The sequence below is a fragment of the Petroclostridium xylanilyticum genome, assembly GCF_002252565.1.
Taxonomy (GTDB): domain Bacteria; phylum Bacillota; class Clostridia; order SK-Y3; family SK-Y3; genus Petroclostridium; species Petroclostridium xylanilyticum.
Genome location: NZ_NPML01000007.1, coordinates 375,414 through 401,527, shown reverse-complemented (window position 1 = coordinate 401,527; position 26,114 = coordinate 375,414). Strand labels below are relative to the sequence as shown.

30 protein-coding genes, 1 tRNA gene and 1 other annotated feature are annotated in these 26,114 nt (G+C 36.3%); of the genes, 29 read left to right on the top strand and 2 right to left on the bottom strand.

Annotation, left to right across the window (positions count from 1 at the left end; all coding sequences use genetic code 11):
- The first annotated feature begins 2 nt into the window (after positions 1–2).
- The 12 genes from CIB29_RS05285 to CIB29_RS05230 all read left to right on the top strand — a co-directional run bounded on the left by CIB29_RS05285 (position 3) and on the right by CIB29_RS05230 (position 8,614).
- Positions 3–1,274, top strand: coding sequence for an Rne/Rng family ribonuclease (locus CIB29_RS05285; protein ID WP_094547492.1), 1,272 nt, complete (start codon positions 3–5; stop codon positions 1,272–1,274).
- Positions 1,275–1,398: 124 nt separating this feature from the next.
- The gene (gene rplU, locus CIB29_RS05280) at positions 1,399–1,710 is read left to right on the top strand and encodes a 50S ribosomal protein L21 (RefSeq protein WP_094547490.1); all 312 of its coding nucleotides are present in this window, start codon (positions 1,399–1,401) and stop codon (positions 1,708–1,710) included.
- Between the two features lie 14 nt (positions 1,711–1,724).
- Positions 1,725–2,057: a ribosomal-processing cysteine protease Prp gene (locus CIB29_RS05275; protein WP_094547488.1), complete on the top strand. Its 333-nt coding sequence runs from the start codon at positions 1,725–1,727 to the stop codon at positions 2,055–2,057.
- Between the two features lie 2 nt (positions 2,058–2,059).
- Positions 2,060–2,356 carry a 50S ribosomal protein L27 gene (gene rpmA, locus CIB29_RS05270; protein WP_094547486.1) on the top strand — a complete coding sequence of 99 codons (297 nt, stop codon included), beginning with the start codon at positions 2,060–2,062 and terminating at the stop codon, positions 2,354–2,356.
- 211 nt (positions 2,357–2,567) lie between these two features.
- Entirely contained in the window at positions 2,568–3,845 is a 1,278-nt protein-coding gene (gene obgE / locus CIB29_RS05265) for a GTPase ObgE (RefSeq protein WP_094547484.1), read from the top strand.
- Positions 3,846–4,004: 159 nt separating this feature from the next.
- Positions 4,005–4,133, top strand: a complete 129-nt coding sequence (locus CIB29_RS19430) for a hypothetical protein (RefSeq protein ID WP_278335829.1) — start codon at positions 4,005–4,007, stop codon at positions 4,131–4,133.
- A gap of 144 nt (positions 4,134–4,277) precedes the next feature.
- The gene (gene yhbY / locus CIB29_RS05255; RefSeq protein WP_094547480.1) at positions 4,278–4,568 is read left to right on the top strand and encodes a ribosome assembly RNA-binding protein YhbY; all 291 of its coding nucleotides are present in this window, start codon (positions 4,278–4,280) and stop codon (positions 4,566–4,568) included.
- 180 nt (positions 4,569–4,748) lie between these two features.
- A complete protein-coding gene (locus CIB29_RS05250; protein WP_094547478.1) occupies positions 4,749–4,964 on the top strand; it encodes a zinc-ribbon domain-containing protein in 216 nt (71 codons plus the stop codon).
- Between the two features lie 400 nt (positions 4,965–5,364).
- On the top strand, positions 5,365–5,874 hold the full coding sequence (locus CIB29_RS05245; protein ID WP_094547476.1) for a DivIVA domain-containing protein: 510 nt from the start codon (positions 5,365–5,367) through the stop codon (positions 5,872–5,874).
- A 168-nt stretch (positions 5,875–6,042) separates the two neighbouring features.
- Complete coding sequence (locus CIB29_RS05240) at positions 6,043–6,522, top strand: Lrp/AsnC family transcriptional regulator (protein WP_094547474.1); 480 nt, start codon at positions 6,043–6,045, stop codon at positions 6,520–6,522.
- Positions 6,519–7,685 carry an aminotransferase class I/II-fold pyridoxal phosphate-dependent enzyme gene (locus CIB29_RS05235; RefSeq protein ID WP_094547472.1) on the top strand — a complete coding sequence of 389 codons (1,167 nt, stop codon included), beginning with the start codon at positions 6,519–6,521 and terminating at the stop codon, positions 7,683–7,685. The genes CIB29_RS05240 and CIB29_RS05235 overlap by 4 nt, the downstream gene beginning before the upstream one ends.
- 107 nt (positions 7,686–7,792) lie before the next feature.
- Positions 7,793–8,614: a Cof-type HAD-IIB family hydrolase gene (locus CIB29_RS05230; protein WP_157910211.1), complete on the top strand. Its 822-nt coding sequence runs from the start codon at positions 7,793–7,795 to the stop codon at positions 8,612–8,614.
- Between the two features lie 259 nt (positions 8,615–8,873).
- Here CIB29_RS05230 and CIB29_RS05225 read toward each other — a convergent pair whose 3' ends face one another.
- A complete protein-coding gene (locus CIB29_RS05225) occupies positions 8,874–9,254 on the bottom strand; it encodes a DUF4363 family protein (protein WP_157910210.1) in 381 nt (126 codons plus the stop codon).
- 2 nt (positions 9,255–9,256) lie between these two features.
- Positions 9,257–9,943, bottom strand: a complete 687-nt coding sequence (locus CIB29_RS05220; RefSeq protein WP_094547466.1) for a DUF421 domain-containing protein — start codon at positions 9,941–9,943, stop codon at positions 9,257–9,259.
- A gap of 260 nt (positions 9,944–10,203) precedes the next feature.
- On the opposite strand from CIB29_RS05220, the gene CIB29_RS05215 reads away from it, so the two are divergent.
- The 17 genes from CIB29_RS05215 to fliF all read left to right on the top strand — a co-directional run bounded on the left by CIB29_RS05215 (position 10,204) and on the right by fliF (position 26,092).
- Positions 10,204–11,340 (top strand): RNA-binding domain-containing protein, encoded by a 1,137-nt coding sequence (locus CIB29_RS05215; RefSeq protein ID WP_094547464.1) that lies wholly within the window; start codon positions 10,204–10,206, stop codon positions 11,338–11,340.
- A 99-nt stretch (positions 11,341–11,439) separates the two neighbouring features.
- The gene (locus CIB29_RS05210) at positions 11,440–11,988 is read left to right on the top strand and encodes a hypothetical protein (protein WP_094547462.1); all 549 of its coding nucleotides are present in this window, start codon (positions 11,440–11,442) and stop codon (positions 11,986–11,988) included.
- Between the two features lie 177 nt (positions 11,989–12,165).
- Positions 12,166–12,242, top strand: a tRNA-Val gene (locus tag CIB29_RS05205).
- Positions 12,243–12,525: 283 nt separating this feature from the next.
- Positions 12,526–12,996: a carbohydrate-binding protein gene (locus tag CIB29_RS05200; protein WP_242965057.1), complete on the top strand. Its 471-nt coding sequence runs from the start codon at positions 12,526–12,528 to the stop codon at positions 12,994–12,996.
- 105 nt (positions 12,997–13,101) lie between these two features.
- Positions 13,102–13,240: a sequence feature (ribosomal protein L20 leader region), on the top strand.
- A gap of 34 nt (positions 13,241–13,274) precedes the next feature.
- Entirely contained in the window at positions 13,275–13,769 is a 495-nt protein-coding gene (gene infC, locus CIB29_RS05195; RefSeq protein WP_242965067.1) for a translation initiation factor IF-3, read from the top strand.
- A gap of 207 nt (positions 13,770–13,976) precedes the next feature.
- Positions 13,977–14,174 carry a 50S ribosomal protein L35 gene (gene rpmI, locus CIB29_RS05190; protein WP_094547458.1) on the top strand — a complete coding sequence of 66 codons (198 nt, stop codon included), beginning with the start codon at positions 13,977–13,979 and terminating at the stop codon, positions 14,172–14,174.
- Positions 14,175–14,204: 30 nt separating this feature from the next.
- Entirely contained in the window at positions 14,205–14,558 is a 354-nt protein-coding gene (rplT, locus tag CIB29_RS05185) for a 50S ribosomal protein L20 (protein WP_094547456.1), read from the top strand.
- Positions 14,559–14,748: 190 nt separating this feature from the next.
- Complete coding sequence (locus CIB29_RS05180; RefSeq protein WP_423241290.1) at positions 14,749–16,116, top strand: TrkH family potassium uptake protein; 1,368 nt, start codon at positions 14,749–14,751, stop codon at positions 16,114–16,116.
- A 14-nt stretch (positions 16,117–16,130) separates the two neighbouring features.
- A complete protein-coding gene (locus tag CIB29_RS05175) occupies positions 16,131–16,778 on the top strand; it encodes a potassium channel family protein (RefSeq protein WP_094547454.1) in 648 nt (215 codons plus the stop codon).
- A gap of 18 nt (positions 16,779–16,796) precedes the next feature.
- A complete protein-coding gene (locus CIB29_RS05170; protein ID WP_094547452.1) occupies positions 16,797–17,603 on the top strand; it encodes a TrmH family RNA methyltransferase in 807 nt (268 codons plus the stop codon).
- Between the two features lie 244 nt (positions 17,604–17,847).
- Positions 17,848–18,960, top strand: a complete 1,113-nt coding sequence (gene dprA / locus CIB29_RS05165) for a DNA-processing protein DprA (protein ID WP_094547450.1) — start codon at positions 17,848–17,850, stop codon at positions 18,958–18,960.
- Between the two features lie 71 nt (positions 18,961–19,031).
- Positions 19,032–21,113, top strand: a complete 2,082-nt coding sequence (topA, locus tag CIB29_RS05160) for a type I DNA topoisomerase (RefSeq protein ID WP_094547448.1) — start codon at positions 19,032–19,034, stop codon at positions 21,111–21,113.
- Complete coding sequence (gene trmFO / locus CIB29_RS05155) at positions 21,110–22,423, top strand: methylenetetrahydrofolate--tRNA-(uracil(54)-C(5))-methyltransferase (FADH(2)-oxidizing) TrmFO (RefSeq protein ID WP_423241285.1); 1,314 nt, start codon at positions 21,110–21,112, stop codon at positions 22,421–22,423. The genes topA and trmFO overlap by 4 nt, the downstream gene beginning before the upstream one ends.
- Before the next feature lie 576 nt (positions 22,424–22,999).
- Entirely contained in the window at positions 23,000–23,413 is a 414-nt protein-coding gene (flgB, locus tag CIB29_RS05150; protein WP_094547444.1) for a flagellar basal body rod protein FlgB, read from the top strand.
- 2 nt (positions 23,414–23,415) lie between these two features.
- Complete coding sequence (gene flgC / locus CIB29_RS05145) at positions 23,416–23,859, top strand: flagellar basal body rod protein FlgC (protein ID WP_094547442.1); 444 nt, start codon at positions 23,416–23,418, stop codon at positions 23,857–23,859.
- A 31-nt stretch (positions 23,860–23,890) separates the two neighbouring features.
- Complete coding sequence (fliE, locus tag CIB29_RS05140; protein ID WP_094547440.1) at positions 23,891–24,187, top strand: flagellar hook-basal body complex protein FliE; 297 nt, start codon at positions 23,891–23,893, stop codon at positions 24,185–24,187.
- A gap of 342 nt (positions 24,188–24,529) precedes the next feature.
- Complete coding sequence (fliF, locus tag CIB29_RS05135) at positions 24,530–26,092, top strand: flagellar basal-body MS-ring/collar protein FliF (protein ID WP_094547438.1); 1,563 nt, start codon at positions 24,530–24,532, stop codon at positions 26,090–26,092.
- Positions 26,093–26,114 lie beyond the last annotated feature (22 nt).

Here is a 26,114-nt window from a genome sequence, read left to right as displayed (position 1 = left end):
CAATGTCAAATGAGATAATTGTAGACATAAGTATGGGACAAACAAGGGTGGCTTTGTTGGAAGACAAAGAACTTGTTGAACTATACATAGAAGGTCCTGCCCATCAGGGAATGGTGGGAAATATTTATAGAGGTAAAGTGATTAGTGTCCTTCCGGGTATGCAAGCTGCTTTTGTGGATATTGGGTATGAAAAAAACGCTTTTTTATATGTCAAGGATATTATAGTTAATGACCAGGATGATAATGATTCAGATGAATATTGCGAAATATGTGGTGACAATCCTACAGGGATGAATATCACTGATATAGTGAAGGTTGGACAGGAAATAACTGTTCAAGTGGTAAAAGAGCCTATAGGGACAAAAGGTCCACGGGTTACAACAAATATTACACTGCCGGGGCGTTACCTTGTTCTTTTGCCAAATGCAAACCATATTGGTATCTCTAAAAGAGTTGATAGTGAAGATGAGAAACGACGACTGAAAGCGTTGGTGCAAAACATAAAGCCCAAAGATATGGGAATTATTGTCCGTACTGAAGGTGAGGGGAAAGAACTATCAGATTTTACGCATGACCTGAACTTCCTTCTTAAATTATGGAGTAAGGTGAAAGCTGCAGAAGCATCGGGGCCGGTACCCCGCATGCTGCATAAGGACTTTAATTTGCTGTTTCGCTCAGTGCGGGACCTATTTACAACCAACATAGATAAATTTGTAATTAATGACAAGGAACAGTATGCAAGGGTAATTGAATTAACAGACATGCTTTCTTCTGCATTGACGCAAAAAGTAGAATACTTCAGTAAAGACTATGATATTTTTGAATATTACCAAATTAAGGGGAAGATCAGTAAAGCATTAGAAAAAAAAGTATGGTTAAAATGCGGGGGATATATCGTAATAGATCAGACAGAAGCCTTGACGGTTATTGATGTCAATACCGGGAAATATGTGGGCGAAACAGATTTGGAAGATACAGTATTAAAAACCAACCTGGAAGCTGCTAAGGAGATTGCCAAACAATTAAGGTTGAGGGATATTGGCGGAATTATAATCATTGATTTCATTGACATGCACGGGCAAGAACACTGGGATAAGGTGATCGAAACATTAAAACATTACCTGAAAAAAGATAAGACTAAAACAACTGTAGTAGGAATAACACATCTTGGACTGGTAGAAATGACTAGAAAAAAAGTAAGAGAGCGCTTATCTACCATACTAAGGGTTGACTGCCCGAACTGCAAAGGTACAGGAAAAATCTTAAGAAATTAAGAAAAAATTAGCATTGACAATGTTGTTAACATATGCTAAAATGTAGCGGTAGCCGCATGGGTCAGGTTTTAAAACGAACTTTCGTACCTGTATCCAGCGAGACTGGGTTGAGGAGGTGCAGATAATGTACGCAATTATTGAAACTGGTGGAAAACAATACAAGGTTCAAGAAGGAGATATTTTATTCATTGAAAAGCTTGCTGCTGAAGAAGGAAGTGCAGTAAAATTTGATAAGGTGCTGGCAGTTTCCAAGGATGACAGTGTGAATTTTGGAACTCCTGTATTGAACGGTGTAAGTGTGGATGCAAAAGTTTTATCCCATGGAAAAGGTAAAAAGATTATTATCTTTAAGTATAAGCCAAAAAAAGGCTATAGAAAAAAACAGGGACATAGGCAGCCATACACTAAGGTACAGATTGAAAAGATCAATGCATAATTTTTTTGTGGAATATGATTCATGCAGAAATTTTTAAAGACGAGAATGGAAATATTGTAAAGTATAAAATATATGGACATTCTGGATATGCTAAAACCGGAAGTGATATTGTTTGTGCAGCTGTTTCAAGTGTCAGCCAGGCAGCTGTTCTGGGACTTACCAGAGTTTTAGGAATTCAGGTAGGTCTTGAAATTAAAGATGCTTATCTTGAATGCATACTTCCTGAAAAGCTTGATGAATGTATTCGGCAAAAGGCGAATATCATTCTAGAGACGATGGTTTTAACTTTAAAAGAATTTGAAGACCAGTATAGTAAGTATGTTCAGGTTCTTGAACAGGAGGTGTAAAGATGTTTAAAATTAATATTCAATTATTCGCACATAAAAAAGGTGTAGGTAGTACTAAAAACGGCCGTGATAGTGAAGCTAAAAGACTTGGTGTTAAAAGGGCCGATGGACAATTTGTGTTAGCTGGAAATATCCTGGTAAGACAAAGAGGTACAAAAATTCACCCTGGTGAAAATGTTGGCAAGGGTAGCGACGATACTTTATTTGCTCTTATCGATGGAAAAGTTAAATTTGAAAGAAAAGGCAGAGATAAGAAACAGGTAAGTGTATATCCAGTTGAAGAGGCTGTAGCACAATAAACGTTTTAAAAATAAAATCTCAGATGTAAAGTCTGAGATTTTATTTTTATTAAAATAGCTTGCGTAAAAAAAATAGACAAAGGCACGGAAGAAACTGTTGAAAAAGTCTGCCTTTATCCTTATGTCAATGCTCCAAGCTAATAAATAATAAGCTGTATATTTGCCTATACTAAAATTATTAAACGCACAAAGAGAATTTGAGGTGAGACATATGTTTGTAGATACAGCAAAGATATATATAAAAGCAGGAAATGGCGGCAATGGGGCTGTGTCATTTCACAGGGAGAAATATGTCCCCGCAGGGGGTCCTGATGGTGGCGATGGAGGAAAAGGTGGGGACGTTATATTTGTCGTTGACAGCGGATTAAGCACACTTATGGATTTTAGATATAAGAAGAAATATAAAGCTGAAAATGGAGAAGACGGCAAAGGAGGTAAATCTTTCGGAAAAAATGGAGAAGACCTGGTAATAAAAGTTCCTCCAGGAACTATTATTAAAGATGCGCTTACCGATATAGTCATTGCAGATATGGTAGAGCCTGGTCAGCAGTTTGTTGCAGCAAAAGGCGGTAAAGGCGGTTGGGGCAATGTGCATTTTGCAACGCCTACAAGGCAGGCACCAAAATTTGCAAAAAGCGGAGAACCGGGCGAGGAAAAAGAAGTTATTCTTGAATTGAAATTATTGGCTGATGTTGGCCTTATAGGATTTCCTAATGTAGGAAAATCCACTGTATTATCAGTGGTTTCCGAAGCCCGGCCTAAAATTGCAAATTATCATTTTACGACTATAAACCCTAATTTGGGTGTAGTGAATTTAGGGGAAGGAAACAGCTTTGTACTTGCAGATATTCCTGGACTAATTGAAGGAGCTCACGCCGGTATTGGGTTGGGGCATGAATTTTTAAAACATGTGGAACGGACACGTATGCTTATTCATGTGGTGGATGTATCAGGGATAGAAGGACGAGACCCTCTTCAAGACTTTGATACAATTAATAAAGAACTTGCACAGTACAATCCCAAGCTAGCCAAAAAATTACAAGTTGTAGCAGCAAATAAGATAGATTTGCTGGAAAATGAGGAAGCATTTGAGAAGTTTAAGGATGTCATTGAGCAGCGGGGATATAAAGTATTTGGTATTTCAGCTGCCATCAATAAGGGGGTTAGGGAACTAATGCTGTATGTTTCCGGCAAATTAAAAGAACTTCCGCCACCTGCCATATTTACTGAAGAAGACGAAGAAATGAAAGTATATAAAGTAGAAGAAGAAAAGCCTTTTACCGTTAAAGTTGAAAATGGCATTTATATCGTCGAGGGAAAATGGGTACAAAAGATTGTTGGTTCTACTAATTTTAATGATGCCGAATCGCTGCAGTATTTCCAAAGGGCCCTGAAAAGAAAAGGGGTTATACAGGAATTGGAGAACATGGGTATTCAAGAAGGAGATACTGTAAAAATATATGATATAGAGTTTGACTATATGCGATAAATTTTATTAGAAATATATAGACAAAAAGCTGTCCTCTGTAGTAAAATATGTTTATATTAAATAATTATATGATTTTGAACTGGAGGGGCAGCAATTTAAACTATGACGTGCTTTAATTGTGGGAACTGTAAACTTGGAGATTCCGCTTACTTTTGTTTGATGAAGAATGATTTTGTTCTTAACGAAAAAACGGTCACAGTTATTGAAAAAAATAGGAGTGGATGGAAAAAGGGCGACCCAAATTATGAACTGCATAGAAGAAAATCCAGAAAAGAAGTTGAAGTATAATTAGAGAGATACGGGATAGACTTTGGTCTATCTCTTTTTGATTTGCAAGTGGACAGCGGGTAATACGTAAACTACTGTATTTAGTCCTTATTGTTCGCTGCCCACTGTTCACTGTTCACTTATATACGAAAGAAGGTTGATATAATGTTATCCAGTAAGCAGCGTGCATATTTGAGAGGTCTTGCAAATAATATACCTGCCATTTTTCAGATTGGTAAAGGTGGTATTGGTGATAATCTTGTAAATCAAGTTAACGATGCCCTTGAAGCGAGAGAGCTTGTAAAGGTACATGTTCTAAATAACTCATTAATGGATACCCGCGAAGCATGCAATGAATTGGCTCAGGCGACAGGCGCTGAATCTATTCAGGTCATTGGCAATAAATTTGTACTATATAAGGAATCTAAAGAAAATAAGACCATTGAACTACCCTAAAAGAAAAATAAATTTTCAAAAATATTGTATTTTGCACAAAAAAAGTATATAATAGAATATAGATTAACCACGTGCCACATACAGTATATATGACCTCTCTTCTAATTTTTTAGGGATGTCCATAATATACCGGTCTTAAGCTAGTGGAAATCCAAAAAAATTGAGAAGGAGGTTATAAGAATGGCAGATAAAAATCTTACCTGCAAAGACTGCGGTGCAACTTTTGTTTTTACTGAAGGCGAACAGCAGTTTTATGCTGAAAAAGGCTTTACCAATGAACCTACCCGTTGCAAAGAATGCAGAGCGGCCAAGAAGGCTCAAAGAAACAATGCACCAAGACGACAAGGTGGAATGTCCAATAATAGGGGTAGAAGTAGTGCTTTTGCAAGATTCTAATTTTAATTAACAAAAAAGGCTCACTATATAATAGTGAGCCTTTTTTGAATATTTCTCAAACTTCTCGGGACTAATTACCTATATCTTTAAACTGCCAGTTAATTATAAAATAAGTATAGATTATTTTTCCATTCGTTCTATATACATTCATTTAATTAGTATTATATATATATTTACTGATAATGATTTTACATGGCAGATAAAGTCAATAAGTTCACAGTTCACGGTTCACAGTAAAAGCTATTCAATCGTTTACTGCTGTGAACTGAGAACTGTTAACTGTGAACCATATAGTTGTGATTTTCGGATTTAAGAATTTTGTCAGAAAAAGAAGGATTTTGATCACCATATATTGAATATATATACATATAAATAGACTATAACGGTTGGAGGAATATATATGTCAGGAGAAAAAAGGTTTAGAAGCAGTATGTTTGGTTATAAGAAACAGGACGTTTATGAATTCATAGAAAAGCTGGCAAAAGACCTGGAAGAGCAAATAAAAATCAAAGATGATGAGCTCGTTGCCTTAAGAAACCAGAATCAGGATTTGAAAAAGCAGGTTGAAGAGTTAACAAATAAGTTAACGGCAATTGAAAGCGGTCGTACATACATAGCCGATGCTATTATCAAAGCAGAAGAACAGGCAAAAAAAATTATTGATGATGCTGTTAGAGAAGCCGGGCTTAGGAGACAAGAACTTCAATTAAAAATAAATGAAGAACAAAATAAATTGGAAATGGTAAAAAAAGAGCTTCGTGAACTGAGGTTGGAAGCTATTGATAGAATTAAAAGATATGAGCTGCAGTTGGTTGAACTGGTAGAAGAGGAAGAAATTGATGCAACAGCTGAAACGGAACAAGAGGCTGCTGTTACTCAAGAGGAAGAAGTAGAACAGATAGATGGCTGAAGGAGATAGAGATAAAAGATTAAGATAAAGATTAAGGTTGAGCTTGAAACTGGCATTCTTAATCTCAATCTTAGTCTTTTTTTTATGATTATATATAGCAATTTTGCGAATATAATTATATAATATACACTAAATATGTTTTGGAAACTTGAAAAAGGAGGAATTGCAATGGAGCAAATACTTGAAATTTTAGAAAGAGATAACAGGATTACACCGGAACAAATCGCCGTAATGTTAAATCAGAGCGTGGAAGAAGTAAAGGCCGCTATTAAAAAACTGGAAGATGAACAGATTATATTAAGATATAAAACCCTCATTAATTGGGAAAAGACAGATAGGGAGTTTGTTACTGCATTAATTGAGGTAAAAGTAACTCCTCAAAGAGGGGAAGGCTTTGATAAAGTAGCTGAAAGAATATATAAATATCCTCAAGTTAAAGCTGTTTATCTGATGTCAGGTGGTTTTGACCTTACAGTAATCATTGAAGGTAGAACAATGAAAGAGGTTGCACTTTTTGTTGCTGAAAAGCTGGCGCCTATGGAATCAGTGTTAAGTACAGCTACTCACTTTGTTTTGAAAAAGTACAAAGACGAAGGTGTAATCTTTGAAGAAAAAGAGAAAGATGACAGGCAGGTGATTACTTTATGAAAATAGATGAAATGCTTTCACCTGCAGTTAAGAGTATCAAACCTTCCGGAATAAGGAAGTTCTTTGATATTGTAAGTGAGATGAAGGATGCAATATCCTTGGGGGTAGGTGAACCTGATTTTGTAACGCCCTGGCGTGTAAGGGAAGCAGGAATATATTCACTGGAAAAAGGCCATACCCATTATACTTCCAACCTGGGGTTGATTGAGCTTAGAAAAGAAATTGCTGCATATCTAAGCAGAAGATTTAATGTTACATATAATCCTAAGGATGAGATTTTAGTCACAGTAGGAGGAAGTGAAGCAATTGACCTGGCTGTAAGAGCTCTGGTTTCTCCGGGTGATGAGGTGCTAATTCCGGAACCAAGCTTTGTTTGCTATAAACCCTGCACGTTGCTTGCCGGGGGAGTGCCCGTACCAATTGTAACGAAAGCAGAAAATCAATTTAAGTTAACACCGGAAGAATTAAAAGAAAAGATAACTTCTAAAACAAAATTGTTAATGTTACCTTATCCCAATAACCCGACAGGCGGGATCATGACTAAAAAAGACCTGGAGGCAATAGCAGAGGTAATAAAAGATACTGATATATTGGTTCTTAGCGATGAAATATATGCAGAGTTGACTTATGAAGGTTCGCATGTTTCCTTTGCAAGTCTTCCAAATATGAAAGAAAGAACCATACTAATTAATGGATTTTCTAAGTCTTATGCTATGACCGGTTGGAGGTTGGGATATGCTGCGGGACACCCTTCCATCATAGGAGCTATGACAAAAATACATCAATATGCCATCATGAGTTCACCCACAACAAGCCAGTATGCTGCAATAGAAGCATTAAAATACTGTGACGAGGATATAAGATATATGGTTAAAGAATACAATTATAGACGCAGAATTATTGTAGATGGACTCAGAAAGATGGGATTAGACTGTTTTGAACCGCTGGGAGCATTCTATGTATTTCCTTCCATTCAAAAAACCGGGTTATCGTCTGATGAGTTCTGTGAAAAACTCTTATATGAAGAAAAAGTAGCAGTAGTTCCAGGAACAGCTTTTGGGGATAGTGGAGAAGGATTTATAAGGTGTTCTTATGCTTATTCTATTGATAATATCAATGAAGCTTTAAAAAGAATAGGACGATTCGTTAAAAAGTACATTTAGTATATGTTAGTGGGGAGTGGGAAGTGGAGAGTGGGGAGTTAGACCTGCAAAGCTATTCTTTACTACCCATTTTTCACTTTTGGATGAAAACCAAAGAGGAGGCTTTTATGGATATAAGGTTAGTAGCAATAGATTTGGATGGTACACTGCTGGATGCCAATAAGGAGATCAGTCAAAGAAATATAGATACCATAGGAAAAGTGATGGAAAAAGGAATCAAGGTAGTGATCTGTTCCGGAAGAATATTCATGGGTGCCAGAATATATAGTAAAATGATCGGGACAAAAGAGCCCATTATTGCATGCAACGGTGCTATTATCCGGAGCGTAACGACTGGTGCGACAATACACGAAGAATTGATTGATGTTGGAGAGTGTAAAAAAATTGTAGATATATTACACAACAGTAACATATATTTTCATGCTTACATAGGAGATAGTATGGTATCTGAAAGGATGGAATTCTCTACCTTCAGGTATTCACAAATCAATGAAAGATTTCCTGAGGAAGACAGGGTGGATATCAAGATCGTAGACAACGTATGGGATTACATAAAAGAGATGGGTAACCCGGTAACTAAATTTGTTGTTGTGTCGGAAGATATTGAATATCTTGAAACCGTCAGAGAAAAGTTCAAAGAGATGAAGGCTATTGAAATGGCCAGTTCGGATAAGAATAACTTTGAAATTATGCGTAATGGTGTGACTAAAGGGAAAGCGTTGAAGATTCTTGCACACCATCTGGGATACGCAATGGACCAGGTAATGGCAATAGGGGATAATGAAAATGATATTTCGATGTTACAGGCTGCAGGTTTTCCTGTTGCAATGGAAAATGGCTGGGATGAAGTAAAGAAAATTGCTAAGTTTGTAACCAGAAATAATAACCAAGATGGAGTAGCCTATGCCCTTGAGCAGATCTTGTTATAATAGAGATTCTGTTAAATTTTAATTTTCATGATTTTTTGTGCTGGATTGCAGTATAGTGTTAATATGCAAATAGTTGGGAGTGGGCAGTGAGGAGTGGGGAGTAAAACCGAAACCACTAAAAAAGTCCGGTTTAGCATATTTTTATCATTATTTGTGCCGGGTGTGCCCGAAGAAGGGATGCGGCTTGGAGACGGTTCGTCTGTCGAATGCGCTTTTCATGCGACTGAGGAACCGTCCCCATGTCAAAGCCTATATTTGTTTAAAACAAATTAGACAGATTTATTTTTTCCTTGCCAGGTATATGTTTAATCAGTAATTTTAATGTTGCACTTTCTGCCATAAAGTCTGCAACTTCTTTATAATGCACATACTGAGAGAGTTTAGCAAGCGTTATCTTGATTGCATCAATTTCTTGATGGTCAATTAAAGTCGTCATCCATTTTTCTGTTTTTTCCCATCCTTTTTGAATATCATCAAGTTGTTTTTCTGCAGCACTCCAGTTATTGGATTGAACTGCGTCCTCTAACTTATCTATTTTTGATAGGAGGTTATTTGAAGTAGTATTTAGCCAATAAATATATACAATAGACCCTAGGATAATAGTAATTAAAAGTGCAATTGAAATTTTAAAAGCCCTCACTTTTATTCCTCCTCTTCTTTATTTTTGAGTTGATAGTATAAATTGCCTTGTGTGTCTAAACTGGCAAAAAATACATCATTTATTTCATTAATACCGAATTTGGCCAGCTCTCCACTAAGCCACTGTCTATTCAAATTTGCCTTTCTAAGATTATTATAGTTAACTTTTCCATCCGAAATAAGAGTAAGAGGCAGTCCGTTATATTTGGTGGGTATATTTAAATCTTCGGCAGTGACTGGGCTCTTTTGGGATTTTGGTATGATGCTTAGCTGACCGCTGGTCTCTAATATTGCAAATTCAACATCTGCAATATTCGGACAGTTGTTTACCCGTAACTCTTCTAAAAGGTCATCCATATTGAAACGCAGGTTTTCCATTTCTTTTTCATTAATTTTGCCATTTTCAATCAATATACTTGGCGTACCGCTAATAATATTTCTGGCTTTTTCACTTTTAAGTGTTATGTATGATAGAACTACTTCTGCTATCATTAGTGTAATGATAGGCAAAATACCGTTGATTAGCGGTATACCCGTTGCCTGCATCGGAATTGCAGCCAATTCCGATATCATGATAGCTACCACTAATTCTGAAGGCTGTAGTTCACCAATTTGGCGTTTTCCCATAATCCTTAAAGCAGCTATAACAAGGATGTATAAAAATATTGTTCTAAAAAAAGTGATAAGCATTTTAAGTAAAGCACTCCTTTCCATTATTATTGTTTTTCTAAAAAACATATTTATATTCTATAACTTTGATAAAATGCAAACTTAAGGTTTTAATTTTTCGCTGGCTAATATATAATTTAAATAAAAAAGGTTTCAAATAAGCTTTAAAATAATGAAGCCTTTTTGAAACGCACGACGGAAAGTATTATATTAAGGAAAAATTTATACTTTCCTATGCGTTATAAGAAAACTTATAGAGAAAGAGCGGAGGTGTTGGTAATTTGGACGTCCAAAAATTAAAGAATTTGCTGCAGCAGGAAGAAGGTCCCAAACTGGATTTTAAAGCTAAACTTTATATATCTACCGAAAGTGAAAAGAAAGAATTAACCAAGGACGTCATTGCGATGGCCAACTCTCCTGGAGGGAGAGGATACATTCTTTTTGGAATTGAGGATAAGACCAAGGAAGTACTAGGCGTTGATCCTACACAATTTAGTGAAGAACAGATTCAGCAGATCATATATAACAGGTGCGATCCTCCTGTACCAATATGTGTTGATTTACTGGAATATCAAGGAAAGCAAATAGCTGTTTTAACAGTTTACAAAAGTAATCAAAAACCCCATCAGATGCTTCAAAATGGAGCATTTTACGTTCGAAGAGGTTCCACGACCGATACTGCCCGTAGAGAGGAAATAGCGAATATGCTTCAGGAAAACGGGTTATTTAGTTATGAAAGGGTTATTCTCAGAAATGCTTGTATAGAGCAGTTGGATAGTGAGCTGATAAAACAGCATTTCCCATTTGACCTTCTACTGTTGGAAGGTTTAGGTATTATCGGTAATGATACTGACAGCGGACAATACCATCCGACTATTGGAGGTATGCTGCTCTTTGGGCACAATCCTTATATTTTTTTGCCTCATGTTTATATAAAAGTGCTTTATAATAACAATACTAAACTATTCACAGGCAATATTCTTAGTATGCTGGATAATGTAGAAAGTTTTTTAGCAAGTATATGCAGTGATGCTAACTATCCTCTTGAGGCAGTTAACGAAGCTTTAGCCAATGCCGTTGTACATAGGGATTATTTGGACATTTCCAATGGCATTATCATGAAAATTTCATCCAAATATATTGAAATCATCAATCCCGGTGCAATGGTTTCGGGTAACAGAATCTACAAGGTTTATAATCAAAATCATCCAAAAAGGCGCAACCCATGGCTTTATCAAAGGCTATTAATGGTAGATAAAAAGAGCAGATTTTTAAAATACGGATTAGGAATCAATCGAATTAAAGAATACTTTAAGAATATCGGCAATGTGAAATTTGTTAATCTTGGTTCACAAAATTTATTTAAAGCCATATTACCGGGGTTTGAAATTTCAAGCATTCCATCAAATGATGTGTAAAATTTAATTAAAAAGTGGTTAATATCGTAATTTTAGTGGTAATTTTATTACAGATTTATAATATAAAACTAGACAGTCAGTAAGGGAGTGTATCAAATCATGAGAAATAATAATGTACAAGTGTTAACAAGAACAGGGATGTTATTAGCTCTTGCCCTGGTGTTTCAAAATCTGAGGTTGGTCATAGGCGCGGGACCTTATACACAGTTTATTATAGGTTCATTGGTAAATGCAGTATTAGTTGTAGCGGTAGGGACAGTCAATGTTTATTCTGCACTTATTATCAGCATTATTGCTCCGGTAGTCGCATACATGCAGGCACAATTGCCGCTTCCTGTATTAGTTCCTATTGTTGCTATTGGTAATGCGTTAATCGTTATCGTGTTCCATGTGCTTCAAGAGAAAAACCGGTATGTAGGTATTCTGGCAGGAGCTGTGGTAAAATCAGGATTTCTGTACTTTGCAGTTAAAATAATGCTTAATATGGTAAAAGGAACAATTCCTGAGCCTAAATTTGCTAAACTTGCCAACCTACTTTCATTTACCTTTAGCTGGCCTCAATTCATTACTGCTCTTATTGGGGGATTTATTGCAGTTATTATTTTGGGTACATTAAGCAGCGTATTAAGAAAGGAGCATTCAGAATAATTTGAAATTTATCAGGGCGCATTTAATATTTTTGAAGAATATTATGGAAAGAACGTTGCGGAAAGGCTTAGAGCCTGGAATAATATTCTTCAAAAATAAAATATACGTTCAATTTATCAATATTTATCAAAAAATAGTTGTCAATTTATAAAATATGTATTATAATAATTACTACGTGGTCGCTTAGCTCAGTTGGTTAGAGTACTTGCTTGACATGCAAGGGGTCACTGGTTCAAGTCCAGTAGCGACCACCATTTCTATGCCCAAATTAAATTTGATTTTTCGATGAGATGTCTTGGGAATATCAGGACCGTCCATATTGCCTGCTAAAATCTAAATTCGATTCATTAAAATATCGATAACCAATATTAAAGTTAAAAATAAATTAATGTAGTTATCGATGAAATTTGCGAAGTTTGTATTAAGGAAATATTGAATTTTAAACTTTGCTCATTATAAAAATTAACTTAAATTCTCAAAATAATTTATGTAAAAAATGAACAAACTGAATATGGATAAGAATTAATAGGAGGCAAGATGATGGGATTCTTTGACTTTTTCTTTAGAAATAAAATAGATGATGGAATAGCAGAAAACGATGCTGGTGATGTTTTACAACCAGGGTCGTCAAAAGTTAGATCCTTCAATGAAGAATTCTCGACAGAGCTGTACGATACACAGCTAGCTCAACCCTATGATTCTTACTTAAATAATGGTGTACAATTTCAGGAAGTTTCCAGAGCGCTTCGAGTATCCTATAACGGACTACTGGCGAAAAGCGGAGCTCAAGATGTCTATGCCATTGTAGGTTACGGCAATAATCTTAAATGGGAAGATGTAGAATACTATCCGCTGCAAAAAGTTGGTCACCAGACTTTTGAACTGATACTTCCTGTAAAAAGAGATGGCAATATTAATATGGCATTCAAAGATGGTGCGAACAACTGGGATAACAACTCGGGTATGAACTACAGTTTTAGTAATCATTTTTTTGAGGGTAGCTATTGATGCTACCCTTGAAATTTAAATTTTCGAAAACTAAAAAATATACACCTATTTTCGGAAAATTTCTTGACATCACCATTATATAGTGGTAAAGTAATATATGTCTAGAAAACAAAGAAGAAGTCATCCACTTCTCACCTTACGGTTTTTACTGGTAAGGTTAATATTTGGCTTTAACGTTTTATGTGATGTTGGTTATTTTGTACATAAGTGGATGGACTTTGTCCATCCATTTTTTATTTAAATTTTTTAGGAGGTGCACTACCATTAGCAAAGAATTGATGATTAATGAGGAAATCAGAGACAAAGAAATCCGGCTTATTGATGTTGACGGGTCTCAGTTGGGAATTATGTCTGCAAAAGAGGCGCAGAAGATAGCTAATTCTAAAAACCTTGACCTGGTGAAAATTGCTCCTCAGGCGACGCCGCCAGTGTGCAGGATAATGGATTACGGTAAGTATAAATTTGAGTTAGCTAAGAAAGAAAAGGAAGCTCGAAAAAATCAGCATGTGGTGAATATTAAAGAAGTTAGGATTTCACCTTCCATTGATGAACACGACTTTAACACAAAAATTAACCATGCATTAAAATTTCTTAAGGCCGGTGATAAAGTTAAAGTTACCGTTCGGTTTAGAGGAAGGGAAGTTAATCATTCCTCATTAGGTGAATCTCTTTTACAAAGATTTGCAGATTCTGTAAGTGAACTGGGAGTTGTGGAGAAAAAACCAAAACTTGAAGGTAAAAATATGGCAATGTTTTTAGCACCTAAACAATAAGTATAAAATGTCTTACTATAAATGTGTATAGCGTAATCAATATTTTACACTTGCATTCTTTGATTTAAAATAAAGTATGATTAAGTTAGCTCATAGGATTAATGTTTTAACTATGAACTAAGAACCATGAACTATTATTATAGTAAGGCTTTAAATAGTAAAAATTCTATAAATATAACTTTTGAAACTTTGAGAGGAGTGTACTAAATGCCCAAAATTAAAACCCATAAAGGGGCTGCAAAAAGATTTAGTCTTACCAAGTCTGGTAAAGTAAAGAGAGCAAAGGCTTTTAAGAGTCACATTCTTACAAAAAAATCAACAAAAAGGAAGAGAAACTTGAGAAAGACAGCTTATGCCAGTTCTGCAAATGAGGCAGTAGTAAAGAAGTTAATACCTTATAAATAAATAAGAAGGAATCGAAGGAGGACTAACTAAATGGCTAGAGTAAAAGGCGCAATGCATACAAGAAAAAGACGAAAAAAAATATTAAAACTTGCTAAAGGGTATAGAGGTGCAAAGAGCAAGCTTTTTAGAACTGCTAATCAGGCAGTAATGAAATCCCTTGTTTATGCATATGTAGGAAGAAAGAGAAAGAAGAGAGATTTCAGAAAGCTTTGGATTTCCAGAATCAATGCCGCTTCTAGAATGAATGGCTTAACCTATAGTAAATTTATTAACGGTTTAAAAAATGCCGGCATTCAGATGAATAGAAAAATGCTTGCCGAGCTTGCTGTAAATGATGCACAAGCTTTTGCACAATTGGTTGAAAGAGCTAAAGCAAGTTTATAATATGTTATATATTACGACTATATATAAATTTTGTTAGATAGGCCCGGAGACGGGTCTATTTGAATTTTTAACGGCTGTGTTAGAAAAACTGCCTTGAAGGGCGACATATTAAATAATTTTTGGTTATACTATAGATACCTTGAAATTATAATTAAATTTTGAATGGCTGCGGAGTATAACAAAGAAGGTGATTGTCATTATAATAAAGAATCTAAGTCGTCTGTTAAATTTTACTCCTACACAAGTTATTCCCCTTGGATTTGCATCAGTTATTTTGATTGGCGCTGTATTGCTAACCCTTCCTATAGCATCCAGGAATGGAAATAGTATCGGATTTATCAATGCGCTATTTACTGCAACCTCAGCTGTATGTGTTACAGGGTTGGTAGTGGTAGATACCTATACTCACTGGACTATCTTTGGACAGGTGGTTATTCTTTCTCTTATACAGATAGGCGGTCTTGGTTTTATGACAATGGCTACACTATTTTCGCTAATACTTGGGCGTAGAATTGGCTTAAAAGAAAGATTGCTAATAGCAGAATCTCTTAACCAGTATAGCTTGGAAGGGATGGTAAGGCTTACCAGACAAATTCTGCTGGGTACCTTATTGTTTGAAGGTGCAGGGGCATTAATTTTATCAATAAAGTTTGCCAGTGAATATGGATTGGCGCTTGGAATTTACAAAGGAATCTTTCACTCTATTTCGGCCTTTTGTAATGCCGGATTTGATTTGATGGGAGATAAAGGAAAGTTTAGCAGCTTGGTATCCTATGTTGATGATACGGTTGTAAACCTAACTATTATGGCTTTAATTGTGATTGGAGGATTAGGCTTTTCAGTATGGGAAGATATCTACAGAGTAAGAAGCTTTAGAGGATTAAAGTTACACACAAAACTGGTACTGGTTGTGACCGCAATCCTGCTTGTTTTTGGATTTATCATCTTCTTCCTGCTGGAGTTTAATAACCCCAAAACACTACAGCCATTAAGTATGAAAGGGAAGATACTTGCGGCAATGTTTCAATCGGTTACACCCAGGACAGCAGGATTTAATACCCTGTCATTGCCGGATTTAACCAATGCTTCAAAATTTATAACCATTATTCTTATGTTTATCGGTGGGTCTCCCGGTTCTACCGCAGGTGGTATAAAAACTGCAACTGCCGGTGTACTTTTCTTTGCTGTACTCTCGGTATTAAAAGGGTCCGAAGATACAAACATGTTTAAAAGAAGGCTAAACACCGAAGTAGTACTAAGATCATTAGCCATTGTTGTAATAAGCCTTGGTATTGTTATAGTTACAACAACAGTTTTATCAATATTTGAAAAGGCAACTTTTATAGAACAAATATTTGAAGCAGTGTCAGCCTTTGGCACGGTGGGTTTATCCCTTGGGATTACACCTAACCTTAATACTGCAAGCAAAATTGCTCTTATTATTACCATGTTCCTGGGAAGAGTAGGTGTGCTCACCATGGGACTTGCCCTTACGATTAAGATGCAAAAATCAAATGCAAAATATAAATATCCTGAAGGTAAAGTAATGGTTGGATAAAAGGAGGGAATACTATGAGTTCTTTTGTTGTAATAGGGATTGGAAGGTTTGGACGAAGTGTAGCTAAAACCTTGTACGAACTGGGCAATGAAGTCTTGGCCATTGACGAAAATGAAGAAATCATACAGGATATATCTGAATATGTAACCCATGCTGTTGCAGGAGACGTTACCGATGAAAATGTTTTAAAGTCTCTTGGAATTAGAAACTTTGATGTTGCAGTTGTTGCCATTGGAGGAAACATGGAGTCGAGTATTCTTGTGACGGTACTCTTAAAAGAGATGGGAGTAAAATATATACTTGCCAAGGCCCAAAGTGAACTTCATGCAAAGGTATTAAGCAGGGTAGGTGCCGACAGGGTAATACTCCCCGAAAGGGACATGGGAGTTAGGGTGGCACACAACCTTGTTTCCACTAATATCCTTGACTATATTGAGCTGTCCCCTGATTATAGCATTATGGAAATTACTGCGCCCGAGCATTGGGAAGGTAAGACTTTAAAAGAACTCAACGTCAGGGTCAGGTATGGTATTAATATTATGGCTATCAAAAACGGTACAGAAATTAACATATCACCCAAAGCAGATGATGTAATAAGGCAGGATGACGTTTTAGTGGTCATTGGATCGAATGATGACCTTAACAAATTAGACAGAAGGTAACCGGGAGAAAAAATAGCTATGTACATTGAAATTACCAGTACTGCAAATAAAATCTTTAAGCATATAAAGTCTCTTGGTTCTAAAAGTTACAGGGAGAAGTACAATGAATTTGTAATAGAGGGAGCGCGTTTAATAAAGGATGCACTTCAGTCTTCTGCACCTGTTAATACCATTGTGATAAATGACAGCTTTTTAGGACAGAGAGATAATAGTGAAATTTTAGAATTGATTTCTAAAAGTGACATTAAAATATATAAGCTTAACGACCGAATGTTTAAAGATATTTCTCATACAGAAACACCACAAGGTATTCTTGGAGTTGTTTCTACTAAGTTATACTCCATCAGAGAAATTATTAATAAAACAAATTTATCTTTTTACATTTTTTGTGACGGCGTACAGGATCCGGGAAATATGGGGACAATTATAAGAACGGCAGATGCGGCGGGGGCAGATGCTGTAATATTATCTAAAGGATGTGTAGATGTATATAATCCTAAGACAGTACGTGCGACAATGGGATCGTTATTTCATTTACCTATTATCAAGATTGAGGATACTGTTGAAGCTTTACTTTATTTTAAGCAAATGGGGCTGTGTGTTATTTCCGGGTACCTGTCCAACTCTGTCTATCACTTTGATGTAGACATGAAAAAAGGAGTTGTCATTGTTGTTGGAAATGAAGCTAACGGAATATCTGACGAGGTAATTAAACTTTCGGATTATTTAGTGAAAATCCCGATAATAGGTCAGGCAGAATCATTAAATGCGGGTATAGCGTCTGGAATATTAATGTATGAGGTAGTAAGGCAACGGATGATGTGAGTCCTTCCTGTAAAGTGTCAAATCTAAATTTGGGTTTAGATATATAAAAAAGCACTTTACAGGAAGGATTTTTTATAGTAGTGTAGAATGTGAATTTATACATCTAATATGAAAATAGTGGGGAGTGGGGAGTAAAACCGAAACCACAAAAAAGTCCGGTTTAGCATATTTTCATCATTATTTGTGCCGGGTGTGCCCGGTGTGGCAGTTCATCTGAATTTTTGACACATATTGGGGGCAGCATATGGAGGAATTAAAATATTGGCTATGGTTAACCAGCATTCCCGGGATAGGGAGCATCAAGATTTCAAAAATTCTACAAGTATTTCAAAATCCAAAAGAAGTGTGGAATGCTTCTAAAAGTGATTTAAAATGTGTAGATGTGCTTAATGACCAGGATATTGCCAATATCAGCAGTAAAAATTTGGATAAAGCTGAGAAAATATTCAAGGACATCAGCAGGTTGAGAATTGATGTTATCACCATCCGGGACGAAAGATATCCTGAAAGGTTAAGAAATATTTATGATCCGCCAGGTATTCTCTATGTTAAGGGGGAACTGCCTTCATGCAATATTGCAACAGTTGCTGTAATTGGGTCACGAAAAGCCTCTCCTTATGGAATTAATATCGCAGAGAAGCTTTCTTATCAACTTGCGCAAAGAGATATCATTATTGTCAGTGGTGCAGCCAGGGGGATTGATACCAGTGCCCATAGAGGAGCGCTAAAAGCTGGAAAAAAGACGGTAGCTGTTTTAGGATGTGGGGTTGATATTGTATATCCCCGGGAAAATGCAGAACTCATGCGTTACATAGAAAAGAGCGGAGCTATTATATCCGAGTATCCGCCGGGGACACATCCAAGTCCGGCTAATTTTCCGGCACGAAACAGGATTATCAGCGGGCTCTCTTGTGGAGTCATTGTGGTAGAGGCAGGAGAAAAGAGCGGATCACTTATTACCGTAGATTTTGCTTTAGAACAGGGCAGGGATGTTTTTGCTGTTCCTGGAAATATTGATAGTCTTTATAGTAAAGGGTCCAACAATTTAATAAAACAGGGAGCCAAAATAGTTACTTGTATTGAAGATATATTAGAAGAGCTGCCGATTAATAATATGGAATTATGTAATACTAATAATAGTCTGAAAAGTAAAGAATATTCCATGTATGGGAATTTGTCTGATGAAGAAAAAGTAGTGATTAGTCATTTATCAACTACTCCTGTACATATAGATGAATTATGTAGGAACTTAGAGTATAGCGTACAAAAGATAAATGCTATTTTAACGTTATTGGAAATGAAGGGTTTGATTTCACAAATCCCAGGTAAATATTTTGTTACAACTAATCAATTTTAATATTTTGTTTTACCTGGGATTAGATAGTATTTTATTGCTTGTACTATCCATTGGATTTGGGAGGGAAAAAAATGTCAAGTTATCTTGTGATTGTGGAGTCTCCTGCGAAAGCAAAAACTATAAAGAAATATTTGGGAAAAAACTTTAAAGTTCTAGCTTCTATGGGACACTTGCGCGATTTGCCAAAAAGCCAAATGGGTGTAGATATTCAGCATAATTTTGAGCCAAAATATATTACGATAAGGGGAAAAGGTGAACTTTTAAGCCAGTTAAAAAAGGAAGCAAAAAGTTCCGATAAAGTATATCTTGCTACTGACCCTGACCGTGAAGGCGAAGCAATATCTTGGCATCTGGCTAAGGTCCTTGAAATAGATGAAAATCAAAAATGTAGAATAGTATTTAATGAAATTACAAAATCAGCTGTTCAAAATGCAATTAAAGCGCCCAGGGAGATTGACGAAAATCTGGTAAACGCTCAACAAGCCCGCAGAATATTGGATAGAATTGTAGGATATAAGCTTAGTCCCCTTTTATGGAGAAAAGTGAGAAAAGGCTTGAGTGCGGGAAGAGTTCAATCAGTAGCCACACGATTAATTTGTGATAGGGAGGAAGAGATTGAATCTTTTGTTTCTCAAGAATATTGGACGATTGGGGCGACGCTGGTAAGCGAACAGTCTGCTGAAACTTTTGAAGCAAGATTTCACGGCTCTAAAGAGGGTAAAATAGAGTTAGGCAATCAACAAGATGTAGATAGAGTCATATCGCAATTAAAAAATGCGCAGTATACTGTCACCCAGGTGAAAAAAGGGGAAAGAAAAAGAGCACCTGCTCCACCTTTTATAACCAGTACCTTACAGCAGGAAGCCTCAAGAAAGTTAGGGTTTACCGCTAAAAGGACGATGATGGCTGCTCAACAGCTATATGAAGGAGTAGATATTAAGGGACAGGGAACGATAGGGTTAATTACTTACATGAGAACTGATTCCACCCGGATATCTAATGAGGCGCAAGATGCTGCACGGCAATTTATTGAAAAAAAATTCGGTAAAGAATACGTCCCTCAAAGTCCTAAACAGTATAAAAGTAAAAAAGGTGCACAGGATGCTCATGAGGCAATCCGGCCTACAGATGTATTTTTAGAGCCGGCCCAGCTGAAGGATTCTTTAAAGCCTGATCAGTATAAATTATATAAACTCATATGGGAGCGTTTTTTGGCAAGCCAGATGAAATCTGCAGTTTTTGACACACTAAATGTAGATATTGAAGCAAAAGATTACATCTTTAAAGCCAGTGGATCAAATATCCGCTTTCCGGGTTTTATGGTTTTATATGTAGAAGGAAAGGATGAAGAGTCTGAGGACCAGGAAGATACTATCCCAGAACTGATTGAGGGCCAAAAAGTAAAATTAAAAAAACTTGACCCTAAACAGCATTTTACACAACCACCGCCAAGATACACCGAAGCAACATTAATTAGAGTCTTGGAGGAAAAGGGAATTGGCCGTCCCAGCACTTATGCACCTATCATAACTACTATCATAGAAAGAGGTTATGTAGAAAGAGAAAAAAAGCAGCTAAAACCTACTGAATTAGGTAAAATTATAACTGATATCATGAAAGAATATTTCAAAGATATCGTAGATGTAGAATTTACCGCAAACATGGAACAGCAATTGGATGAAATTGAAGAAGGGCATAAAAATTGGGTAGATATTTTAAAGCAATTTTATAATCCTTTTGAAAATACATTAAAACATGCTGAAGATGAAATAGGACATGTAGAAATCCGGGATGAAGTTACTGATGAGAAGTGTGAAAAATGTGGAAGAAATATGGTTATTAAACATGGCAGATATGGAAAATTTCTAGCTTGCCCAGGTTTCCCTGAATGTAGAAATGCCAAGCCTATTTTAGAAGAGGCAGGTGTTAATTGTCCTTTATGTAGAGGGAAAATATATGTTAAAAAAACCAGGAAAGGAAGAAAATATTACGGGTGTGAAAATAATCCACAATGTGAATTTATGACATGGGATGAGCCTTTAAAGGAGGCGTGTCCCCGATGCGGTGGAATATTAATAAAAAATTCATCCAAAAAGTCCCGTAAAATTCATTGCTTTAATAAAGATTGCGGTTATGAAAGGAGCCTAAAATGATGACAGTTACCGTAATTGGCGGGGGACTGGCGGGATGTGAGGCAGCATGGCAGTTGGCTAATAGAGGAGTAAAAGTTAAATTATATGAGATGAAGCCAAAAAAGTTTTCCCCTGCACATCATTCTCCTTATCTTGCAGAGCTGGTATGCAGTAATTCATTACGCTCTGACCAGTTGGAAAATGCTGTTGGACTCTTAAAAGAAGAAATGCGGCTATTAAATTCATTGATCATGGAGTGTGCAGATGCAACAAGAGTCCCCGCTGGTGGGGCTCTAGCCGTTGACCGGACTGGGTTTTCTCAAATGGTAACCGGGAAAATCAAAAGTCATGAATTAATTGAGGTTATTAATGAAGAAGTAAAAAGCATACCGGAAGATGAATATGTTATTGTAGCATCAGGACCATTGACTTCTGATTTGCTTTCTGAAAGTATAAAAAAATTTGTAGGAAATGAATACCTATATTTTTATGATGCTGCCGCACCAATTATAACCTATGAATCAATAGATAAGGAAAAAGTCTTTAAAGCTGCCCGTTATGGCAGGGGGGACGACGACTATATTAATTGTCCTATGAACAAGGATGAGTATCTGAATTTTTGGCGGGAATTAGTGAATGCCCAGGTGGCAGAACTAAAATGTTTTGAGAAGCAGATAGTTTTTGAGGGATGTATGCCGGTTGAAGTAATGGCAAAGAGAGGGGAACAGACCCTATTGTTTGGTCCTCTAAAACCTGTAGGTTTGACAGACCCAAGGACCGGTCAGGAACCCTATGCTGTTGTACAGCTAAGACAGGATAATAAAGAGGGAACCCTCTATAATATTGTAGGCTTTCAGACTCATCTTAAATGGGGAGAGCAAAAGAGAATATTCAGCATGATACCGGGTTTGGAAAATGCTGAGTTTGTGCGGTATGGAGTAATGCATCGAAATACCTATATTAACTCTCCGAAAGTTTTGAACGCTATTTACCAAAGCCGGACAAATGACAAGGTATTTTTTGCCGGACAGATTACTGGAGTGGAAGGATATATAGAATCAGCTTCATCAGGATTGGTAGCAGGTATTAATATGGCAAGAATAGTTCAGGGAAAAGATAAATTAATTTTTCCAAAAGAAACTGCGCACGGTGCATTAAGCCATTATATTTCCGATGCCTGCATTACCAGGTTTCAACCTATGAATATCAATTTTGGGCTGATGTCCTCCTTAAATGAAAGAATAAAAGATAAGCGTGAGAAAAATAGGAGAATTGCAGCAAGAGCCATAGAGATTATTAAAAATATGTCGAATACTGAAAATTACAATTAATTAAAAAAATAAACAAAAAGTACCCTTTGACGGGTATTTTTTTATGCAAAAAATAAGCTTGCTTAAAAGCAAAAATAAAAAATAGTAAAAAGGTCCTAATCATATAGGCAATAAGAACTAAATAATTTAACAATTTCTTTCTTTACAATAATTTAAAAATTATGTATCATGATAATTAATGGAATTAATAACAAAAGTTAAAAAAAATATAGCGATTTTTGAAGGAATACGAAAGCATTTGTCGAATATATTAACTGGTAGTCATGCATAGGTAATATCAAATTGTGCGATGAAATTTAATATTAATCTATATCAATATATCGATAATTAATATTAAAGCTATATGGTTCACAGTTCACGGTTAACAGTTCACAGTAGTAAACGATTGGATAGCTTTTATTGTGAACCGTGAACTTATTGACTTTATCTGCCATGTGAAATTATTATCAGTAAATATATAAAAAAAAGTTAAAATAAATTAATGTGGTTATCGATGAAATTAACCAACTTTAAAATCACAATATTTAGTTTTAAAGTTGGTTAATTATAAAACTATAAGATATAGAAGGTGAAAATGTGGGTATTAGGATTTTTAACAACACTTCGATATTGGAAAGGGCTTTGGACGCTGCATGGTTAAGAAATGAAGCGATTTCCAATAACCTGGCAAATGTAGATACTCCAGGGTATAAACGGCAGATTGTTGAGTTTGAAAATTTTCTGGCAGAAGCTCTGGATAAAAAAAAGATTGAAGGATATAGAACGCATGACAAGCATATCCCTATTGGAAGGCAGCCTGCCAGAAATATACCAATTAAAATACAGGAAGACCGCACCGGAAGTCAAATGAGAATGGATAAAAACAATGTAGATATAGATGCGGAAATGGCATTACTGGCAAAAAATAATATATACTATAATGCCGTTGTCCAGCAATTAGCCAGGCAGTTTAACGGTTTAAAAACAGTTATTAAAGATGGAGGCAGATAGTCATGTCATTCTTTAAAGCTTTAGATATAAGTGCCAGCGGACTTTCAGCACAGAGATTGAGAATGGATTTAATATCCCAGAATATTTCTAATGCGGATACTACGAGAACTGAAAAGGGTACACCCTATAGAAGAAAAGTTGCTGTATTTGAAGAAAGAGATGGTTCACCTTCTTTTTCTCAATACTTATCCGAAAGCAGTAAGGCAAGGCTCAATACAAGCGGCGTGAGAGTAAGCCGCATCATTGAAGATTCTTCACCCTTTAAAAGGATATATAATCCAGGGCATCCTGATGCCGACCAGGATGGTTATGTGTTGATGCCCAACGTTGATATTATGACTGAAATGGTAAATATGATATCAGCTACCCGTTCCTACGAAGCAAATGTAACTGCAATTAACTCAACTAAAAGTATGGCAATGAAGGCATTGGAGATAGGAAAGTAATAAGACTTATATACAAGAATGGGAGGATCTTATGAAAATTAACAGTGTAGATAACATACAGCCGATAAAGATGAATAATGCAATATCTAATATCTCTTCTAAACAAGAAGTAAGTTTTTCTGAGTTTCTAAACAATGCAATCGGATATGTAAATCAAATGCAGCAAAACGCTGTCAAATCAAATGAATTGCTGGCGGCAGGCAAAGCCGACAATATTCATCAGGTTATGATTGATTCGGAAAAAGCAGGAATTGCCATGCAATTTACAATTCAAGTTAGAAATAAAATAATGGATGCGTATAATGAAATTATGAGAATACAGCTATAGTATTGTAACTTATTTCTATACTATTAACGATCATGCCGGACAAGCCCGGCACAAAAAATGATGAAAATATGCTTGATTGTTCAGGGCTTCGACATGGGGACAGTTCCTCAGTCGCATGAAAACCCCATGCGACAGACGAACCGTCCCCAAGTCGCACCCCTTCTTCCTGCTAAACCGGATGTTAGTACGACGAAAGAGGGTGAGATTTGGAGGCATTCCACGCCGCAAAGCACTAACTGCAAGATTTTCACGAACTAGTGGTGTGTTTCCATGTCTCGCTCGAACGTTTAGTGGCTTTTAACTCCGAGCTATTTTCATAATAATACTGATTGAGGTGTAGGTATGCCCGATATTTTAAGCAAAATTCCTCAGCAATTTATGGATTTTTGGAATAATTTAGATAAAAGTAATAGAATGAAACTTATCATTACCTCTGTAGTAGTATTTCTTAGCGTTGTTATTGCAGTGATTGCTGTTAGCAGACCGCAGTATCAACCGCTTTTTTCCCATCTGAATCCTAAGGATATAGGGGAAATGAGTAAACAGCTTGAGAAACTGGGAATTGATTATCGGCTCAGCGATAATGGTACTTCAATAGAAGTAAAGAAACAAGATATTAATAAGGCTAAAGTGTCGCTGGCGGAAGCCGGTTATCCTAAAAAAGGCATGACGTTTGAGGATTTGAATAAGACCAGTTTAGGGACTACCGATGCTGAGAGGCGAAAAAAATATCAGATTTATAAAGAAAGCGAACTCGAAAGAGCTTTGAGTGAAATGGACAACATAAGAAATGCAACTGTTAAATTAAGTATTCCGGAACAGAGTGCATTCTTTAATTCTAAAGAAAATGCTGCAAAAGCCAGCGTCATAGTTGATTCATACCAGGAACTTACTGAGAAACAGATTAAAGGGATAGAGAGGTTTATTGCAGGCAGCGTTGAAAATCTGGATCCTAAAGATGTAACCATACTTGATAATAACGGAAATATACTTAATGAAAACTATGACGACAGCACCAATGGGAACGCTGATAAACAATATGCATTAAAGCAGCTTGTGACAAGGAATGTAGAAAGACAGGTCAAAGAGCTTCTAACCGGGTTGGCGGATAATATAAGAGTTGCAGCCAGTCTTGAACTGGATTTTGATACATTGGTAACAAATAAAGAAGTTTTTGAACCTGTTGTAGATGGTAAAGGAATTATAAGAAGTTTTACTGAAAGAAAAGAAAATCTGACAAATGGTGCAACCGGGGGAGCACCAGGTACAGATACCAACCCGCCGACATATCCAAACGTAACGACAGGGGAAAATGGTGAATATCAGTTAAATGATAAAACAGTTAACTATGAAATTAATAAGGTTGTTACCCAGGCGACTAAAGAGATAGGAAAAATGAACAAAGAGAATTCGTCTATTACTGTTGCGCTGTTATACAATAGGCAACCCAATGTTCAAAGCGGAGGCAATAATACAGCAAATGCTGCACAGGCAGGTGCTGACGTCAATAAAATTAAAGGGATGGTTGCTTCGGCGACAGGAATACCTGTAGAAAAGGTTACAGTAGAAATTCTTGAATTTGCACCTGCGCAGGAAGCCAAACCGCCAATGGATATAATGCAAATGATGGAAGTCTACGGACCTATTGCATTGATTCTAGTCCTGATAGGATTACTTGTATTTGCAATTTTAATTTTCAAAAGAAAATCGGCAGAGGACATAGAACCGACAGTACAGGCTGTTACTTCAAAATATAATGTACCGGTCCGTGAAGAGGAATTATTGCCTGAGATTGATACGGAAGAAAGATCTGAAGTAAAAAAACAAATCGAGAAGTTTGTAAAACAAAAACCGGAGGCCGTTGCACAGCTATTACGAAATTGGCTGGCAGAGGACTGGGACTAATCATATGGAATTGGGGTGGAAA